This is a genomic window from Mycobacterium sp. (genome assembly GCF_035640695.1).
GTDB lineage: Bacteria > Actinomycetota > Actinomycetes > Mycobacteriales > Mycobacteriaceae > Mycobacterium.
Genome location: NZ_DASQVQ010000178.1, coordinates 22,766 through 29,144, shown reverse-complemented (window position 1 = coordinate 29,144; position 6,379 = coordinate 22,766). Strand labels below are relative to the sequence as shown.

At 68.7% G+C, this 6,379-nt stretch carries 3 protein-coding genes and 1 pseudogene; all 4 read right to left on the bottom strand.

Annotation, left to right across the window (positions count from 1 at the left end):
• A pseudogene (locus VE759_RS21215) lies at positions 1–2,769 on the bottom strand (cation-translocating P-type ATPase); the annotation flags it as partial.
• Positions 2,770–2,794: 25 nt separating this feature from the next.
• Positions 2,795–3,238 carry a hypothetical protein gene (locus tag VE759_RS21210; RefSeq protein WP_324936108.1) on the bottom strand — a complete coding sequence of 148 codons (444 nt, stop codon included), beginning with the start codon at positions 3,236–3,238 and terminating at the stop codon, positions 2,795–2,797.
• A gap of 121 nt (positions 3,239–3,359) precedes the next feature.
• Positions 3,360–4,238: an alpha/beta fold hydrolase gene (locus VE759_RS21205; RefSeq protein WP_324936105.1), complete on the bottom strand. Its 879-nt coding sequence runs from the start codon at positions 4,236–4,238 to the stop codon at positions 3,360–3,362.
• A gap of 131 nt (positions 4,239–4,369) precedes the next feature.
• Entirely contained in the window at positions 4,370–6,289 is a 1,920-nt protein-coding gene (locus VE759_RS21200; RefSeq protein WP_414687972.1) for an ArnT family glycosyltransferase, read from the bottom strand.
• Between the last annotated feature and the right edge of the window lie 90 nt (positions 6,290–6,379).

Sequence of the window (6,379 nt, the reverse complement as noted above, 5' to 3'; positions counted from 1 at the left end):
TTGCGCAAGCGTCGCGACGAGAGCCAGGCCCTCCGGCACCGCGGCCACGGTGACGGCCACGCCGCTGGCGACGGCTTGGCGCAGACTGGCGCGGCGCACCAGCGCAAGCCCGCTGACCAGCACGCCGCCGGCGAGGCTGATCGGCCAGGCGCGGTTGGTGAGGTCCCGCAATTGGGTCTGCAAGCCGACCGCCGAGCCGTCGGACCGTGGTACCTCGGCAGCGCGCCGGGCCTGGGTCTGCGGCCCGACGGCGGTAACGACCGCCACGCCGGTGCCGGCCACCACGGTGGTGGCCGCAAACACCATGCAGCTGCGTTCGGCCAGTGTGGCCCCGGGTGTCGCGTCGACTTGCTTTATCACCGGCAGGCTTTCGCCCGTCAGCGACGATTCGTCCACCTCGAGGTCGACCGCTTCCAGCAGGCGCGCGTCGGCCGGCACCACCTCGCTCGGTCTTACTTCGATTAGGTCGCCCGGGCGCAGTCGCGCGGCCTCGGTGTCGGCGTACCGGCGGGTTCCGGTCGGGTCCTCCAGTACCCTTCGCGCGGACGGCACCTGCACCGCCAACAACCGCCGCAATAGCCGTTCCGCGCGGACCTGCTGGCTGGCCGCAAGGGCGGAGTTGAACGTCAGCACGGAGCCCACCAGCACCGCGTCAACTGGTGAACCGAGCAGGGCGCTGGCCGCCGACCCGGTGGCCAGGATCGGCGTGAGTGGGTCGGACAGCTCGCCCCGCATCGCACCGAGGACCTCGCCCATCACCCGTCGCGGCGATCCGATCAGTCGGTCAGTGACGCCGGTGGCCGACGTCGGACTCACCGGCGGTCGCGCGTCAACCTCATCCGCCGGCTGCGGCAGCGCACGCCGCACCTGTTCGGGCGACATCGCGTGCCAGTCGTCGGTGGCGGCCCCGGCGGGCACGCTGGCGCCAATCGCCCGCCGCGCCAGCGAAAAACCGGTCCACAGCCCGGCGGTGGCACCCGCTGTCACCGGGCCGGGGCCGCGTCCCCGAACACCCGGAACCATCAGCAACGCGCCAAGCAGCGACGCGGCCGCCGAGATGTCCACACCGCGCCGGCTGGCCGTTCGCGCCGCCGGTAGGCAATGCAGCACCCGCCAAGCGCCGGCCAGATCATCGACCAGCAGGTGTGCATACCACGGCGGCCGGTCACCGTTGCGCATGATGCCAATCGCGACGTCGGCCAACGAAAGCGCTTGCGGCGCATCCGTCGCGAGCACGGCCACGTTGCGGCCGTCCCGCTGGAGCTGACCGACCGCATCGGCCAGCGCGGTGTCGACGGAGTCGCCGTTCATCGGGCGCAGATCGTCGAACGCTGAGCGCAGGTCGTCGAGCGCGTCGACATCCAGCGACACCACCTCCGCGCCCGACCGGCGCGCCTCACCGACCACCGCCGACGCCAGCGGATGATGCGCATTGCGGATGAATATTCCGACCGCGGCATTTCGGTCACCGTTCGTCGACCAACGGCCCCCGACCGGATGCCACCCGGGCGCGAGCAGGCCAGACTCCACTTGCATCCGGGCCCATTCCCACACCGCCGCACGGTCCTGCTCGGCCGCGCCCCGCATGCGACTCACCCGCAGTTCGTCGGTCGACAAGGCCCGCGGATCGATCAGCACCGCGTCGATCCGGTCCAGGCGCCGCCATGCCTGCGGCCGCAGCGCCAGCACGTGATGCTTGTCGGCCAAGCCGCGTCCCAGGGTGGCGGCGAAGGATTCCCTGGCGCCACGCGCGGCCTTCGGCGCCGTCACCAGCGTGGCCGTGGCGGCAGCGCTGAGGCTGCGGCTGGCCGCGCCCAGCGCGGTCGCACCGATCAGCTGCGCCAGCGCGCTGCGGTCGGCATGCTTTTCCACCGGCCCTGGCCGCGGCTCACGTGCCGGGGCGGCCGGCAACGCGTCCGCGCAGTCGGCCTGCCGGGCCAGCGCCGGCTCGTGTGCGGCCCAGGCGCGCGCCGCCGACCGCGCTTCGGCCAGCCTGGCGAGGTGCAGCAGCGAATCGGCGGCGAGCGAAGTCGGTGATTGGGTGATGGTGTAGACGGCCGCCCCGGCCACGGCCAGCACGGTGTCGGTAACGCTTTGGCCCAGCCGGTTTTCCAGGACGGCGCGCAACCGCGGCTGATAGTCGACGACGGTGACGGTGGCGGCGAGACCTACGGGCAGCCTGACCCACGGCACCGCGCGGCCGGCGAGCGCGACACCAAGGCCGGCGACGTTGGCGGTCAGCGCCACCATCCTCGCCGCCAGCACAATCGGGTCGCCCGGGAGATCACGCGCAGGATGCCGAGCGGGTTCCGACTTCGACGCATCCGTTTCCGCGGACGCGACGAGTTCGCACAGCGCGCGCAAGCTGGGTGCGTCGGCGTTCAGCGACACCACGAGCCGCGACGTCGGGTAATTCAGTACCGCCGACTCCACGCCGGGGTGCGCGCGAACCGCCTTCACCACCCTGGCCCCGAGAACGCGCCCACCTTCGCGGTCGCCCAGACCGCGGACCTCGATCCAGGCTCGGCCCCGACCGCGCCAGCACCGCCTGCTCGGTGTTCCGCCGAGGAACTCCGCGGCAATCCGGGCGGGCGAGTCACCGTTGGCGAGGCTTGACACCAGGCCGGCCGCTTCCCGGGCGGGCGTCGTCGCCAGCGCAACGCCACCCGAGACCGCGGTGCCGACGACCGACGATGTGACGCTGACGCCGGCGGCCGCCGCGCGCAGCGGTAACGCCGCGGATTGCCGCAGCAGTTGAGTTACATCCATGCGCAGAGAACCGTCAACCGGTCGCTCAGCCACGTCTACCGGTTGCCCGGGTGCTCCGCGATCGTGTCGACTTGCGCGCCGGCGCCTTCCTCGACGCCTTGGCCGCCGACTTTCTCGGCGTGCCGCTTCCTGCTGATGCGGCCGCGGGTTGTTGCGACGACGGAGCCGCGGCCTTGCCGGCATGACCGTTTGAGCGTTCGTTCAGCTTGTGCACCAGCAGCGCGGTGCCGCCGATCGTCAGCAGCACGGGCCACTCGACGAGACCGGTCGCCCCGACGACGCCGATAGTCAGCAGGGCAGCGGGTGTCGAATGACTGCCAGTGTTCAAGCCGGCCCGGATTCCTCCGAGGGTGCCCTGCACACCGCCGATAACCCCGTTGACGGCTGCGCCTCCGACGGCTCCCGCCGCGGCGGTGGTGGCCTCTGCGGTCTGGGTAACGACCCGAACCGCGCCTCGCACGATATCCATCATGACTCCCGATGCGCTTCCGCGTCACTAATCGCAACTTGACTAATCGCAACTTGCCGGTAACGCGGAATACTACCCCTGTTCACCTGCCTTTAAACACTTATCGCGTCCGTACCGAAAATCACTGGGACGTCAACGGGTTCGCGGGGCGCGGCTGGGCCACCGTAGTGCCTTCGATGAAATCCTCGATGATGTCGGTCACCTCGATCGGAGACTCGACTTGAGGGAAGTGCCCGACGCCGGGAAGCACCTCGAGCCGGCTTCCCTCCCGGGCCGCATGAGCGGCGTGCGCATGCTCGACGGGGATGATCGAGTCCTGCTCGCCCCAGATCGCCAATGCCGGTGTTCCGGAGCTCAGGTGCAGCCGATTCAGCGCGCTGACCGACTGACCGCGGTAGTCGACCACCGAGCGCAGTGTGCGCAGGAAAGCCTGCCGGGTCTGAGGATCCGAGAACGACGAGTACGCGTTCCAGATTTCGCCGGCTCGCGGCGAGCGGATGCCGGCCGAGGTGAACCACGACCGCAACTTGTTGCCAACCGCCAACACCGGCCGTGGCGCAATGAGCGGCAACACCAGCTCCGCCCCCGGCGCGGACAACAGCCGCAGCGCCCAGCCGACATCGGGACCGAGGCCGCCACTGCTGATCAAAACAAGACGCTGGCAGTAGTCGGGATGCTGGTAGACGAACTGCATGGCCACGCCGCCGCCGAGTGAGTGACCGACGATGGTCGCCCGGGTGATGCCCAGCTCGTCGAGCAGGTCGCGCAGCCACACCGCGAACGCGCCAAGCGAATAGTCGCTCCGCGGCTTGTCCGAGCGACCGTGGCCGAGCAGATCCGGCGCCACCACGCGGTGCTTCTTCGCCAGCTGCGGAATGATCGCTCGCCAGGTCTCGGAGCTGCCGGCCATGCCGTGGATCAGCAGCACCACCTCGCCGCTCCCGGTGTCGCGGTATGCGATGCGGTCGCCGTGCAGTTCGAGATATCGGATCTCGCTCATTTCGCCATCCTGGCAGACACCGAGCTACCGCGCTAACGAGTGCGAACTCGTTGCGAAGATCCCTTGAAGTCGCCGGGGATACCTTGCGGCAGGTTCACATTCGACATACTAAACCGTTGCGAGACAGCGTATTACGTGGCAACTGACAGATTGTACAGAGTCGCCCGCCCCACTGTCATCGGCTTGTAGTGCGCGGCCACCCATTTTGCGATGTCGGCGTGACCACGATTACGGCCCGCGTTGTGGTCGTTCGTGACGATGTAATAGGCCACCTTGTGGTTGTGGACGTCGTCGATGAATTGGCTCAACGACGGCACCGGGTCGTTGCCGGAGAAGCCGCCGATGGCCATCACCGCGGTATTGGATGACAGCTCGAGGCTTGCCGCGTTCGATGACCGGTCGACCGCCGCGGACCAGTCGGTATGGGTGGCCGCCAACATCGCATCCAATTGCGGATTCTTCGGCAATTGGCCCAACATGAACTGCGGTTGACCGGAACCCCGGGTCGCCAACGCCGGCCCCACCGTCGGGCCGCCGCCCTTGTGCGCTTGACCGAGTGTCGCGACCGCGTACGCGGCCGGCCCCGCGACGGCGGCGAACAGTCCAACGACGAGCGAAGCGGCGACGGCTCGGCCGCGCGGGCGCGAAATCAACGACATCAGAATGGGTATCGACGCGATCACGGTCAGCGCGAGGATCGTCCACCGCAGCGGCGGTAGCCATCCAGCGTTTCGACCGAGTATCCACCAACTCCAGGTGCCGGTACCGAGAATCATCACCGCCAGCCCGAGCCGATACAGCCGAGATTCGCGGTTGCGCCACAGCTCGTGTACTCCGATGGCGATCATGGCCGCGACGGCCGGCGCAATCGACAGGCAGTAGTACGGATGGATGTTGGTGTTCATAAAGCTCAGCACCAGCCCGTCGATCACGAGCCACCCGCCGAACAGCATCGCGCCCGCCCGGACCAGGTCGGTTCGCGGTGCGTGCCGCCTGGCGACGATCACGATGACGATCGCCAGCAGCGCCGCGGGCACCAACCATCCGATCTCGAACGCGAATTCGCCGGAAAACAGCCGGGCCACACCGTGTGATTGCGCGCCGAATCCGCCCCATCCGCCGTGCGCCGACGCACCCGCATACACGCGGGCACCCGCGGCGCTGCCGATGACGCCCTGGTTGCCTCCGGGGTGCTGTCCGGTGTGGTGGCCGAGCACCCGGGCAAACCCGTTGTAGCCCAACACCAGATTCATGAAGCTGTTGTCGGTCGAACCCGCGAGGTACGGGCGCGACGAAGCCGGCCACAGCAGCGTCAGGACCACGAACCAGCCCGACGAGACGACGAACGACACCAGCGCGCCCAACAAGTGCAGCAGCCGTCTGCGCAGCGGGCTCGGCGCGGCGATGGCGTAGGCGATCCCGACCGCCGGCATCACCATCAGGCCCTCGAGCATCTTGGCCAGAAAGGCGAAACCCAGTGCGACCCCGGCCCACGCCATCCACCTGGCGCCGTTGTGCTGTAAGGCTCGCACCGTGCAGTAGGCACTGAGCGTCATCAGCAGCACCATCGCCGCGTCGGGGTTGTTGAACCGGAACATCAACACGGCCACCGGTGTCAGCGCCAACACCGCGCCGGCCAGCAGGCCCGCCCACCGGCCGCTGATCCTGCTCACCGCGCCGTAGAGCAGCCCGACCGCGCCGACCGCCATCAGCGCCTCGGGAATCAGCATGCTGGCGCTGCTGAAACCGAAGATCTGCCCGGAAATTCCCATCACCCATTGCGATAGCGGCGGTTTGTCGACGGTGATGAAGTTCCGTGGGTCCAGCGAACCGAATAGCAGGGCCTCCCAGTTCCTGGAACCCGCCCACGCCGCCCCGGCGTAGAACTGGTTGCCCATGCCGTTGATGGTGATGTCCCACAGGTACATCGCCGCGGTCGCCAGCAGCACAACCGCTAGTGCGATGCGCTGCCATCGGGTTGCCGGCGTGGCGGGCTCGGGTGTCGTTATCGCTCCGGTGGGATCGGCACGCAATGCCAACGTCGTCGTCACACGGTCATTTACTCATCGCGACCCTGCGATTAGCTGTGAGTTAGCGGCGAGACAGCTGGACCTCGCGATTGGTCGCGGTCCCCACTGGGC